At 76.4% G+C, this 679-nt stretch carries 1 pseudogene; it reads right to left on the bottom strand.

What is annotated here, in order from left to right:
- A pseudogene (locus DW309_RS19610) lies at positions 1-679 on the bottom strand (CHAT domain-containing protein); the annotation flags it as partial.

Genomic DNA, 679 nt, shown 5'->3' with positions numbered 1-679 from the left:
CGCGCGCTCGACGGCCGCGGGATCGTGGCGCAGCAGCGACCGCGCCAGGTGGAACTCGGCCTCGCCGCGCGCCTGCCGCATGCGCTGCGCCCCGAACTGCACGGCCACCCGCCCGAGCAGCACCTCGGCCTCGGTCGTCAGGCCCGCGTCGCGGAGCACCTCTGCCCGGTCGAGGTCGGCGATCGCGGCGGCCAGGTCGCTCACCTCCGCCAGGGCGGGGCGGGAGCGGGTCATGAGCCCGAGCGCGCCGACCAGGTCGCCGCCCAGCAGGGCCGCATAGCCGAGGTTGTGCGTGGCCTCGGCGACCGGACCACGGGCATCGTGCGCCAGATACACGGCGAGAGCCCGGCGGAGGTCGGCGACGCACGCGTCGAGCTCGTGGCGCTGCATGCGCACGACCGAGCGGTTCATCAGGCAGTTCGCGAGCTCGGTGCTCTCGGTGCCCGCGGCGGAGAGCGCGTCGATGGCGCGGGAGAGCTCGGCCTCGGCCTCGGGCAGTCGTCCGCGGTGCATGAGCAGGGTGCCGAGCTGGCCGCCGAGCAGCGCCACCGTCTCGGGCTGCAGTCCCGCGCGCGCGAGGGCCGCCCGGCACAGTTCCTCGGCGGCCGCGGGGTCACCGGTCTGCGTCAGCACGTAGGCGCGGGTGCCGTCGATCCGGGCGCGCAGCTCGGGGTCGTCG

The organism is Microbacterium sp. K41, from assembly GCF_004794395.1.
Taxonomy (GTDB): domain Bacteria; phylum Actinomycetota; class Actinomycetes; order Actinomycetales; family Microbacteriaceae; genus Microbacterium; species Microbacterium sufflavum.
The sequence above is the reverse complement of the archived record's forward strand: the minus strand, read 5'-3'. Positions and strand labels throughout refer to the sequence as shown.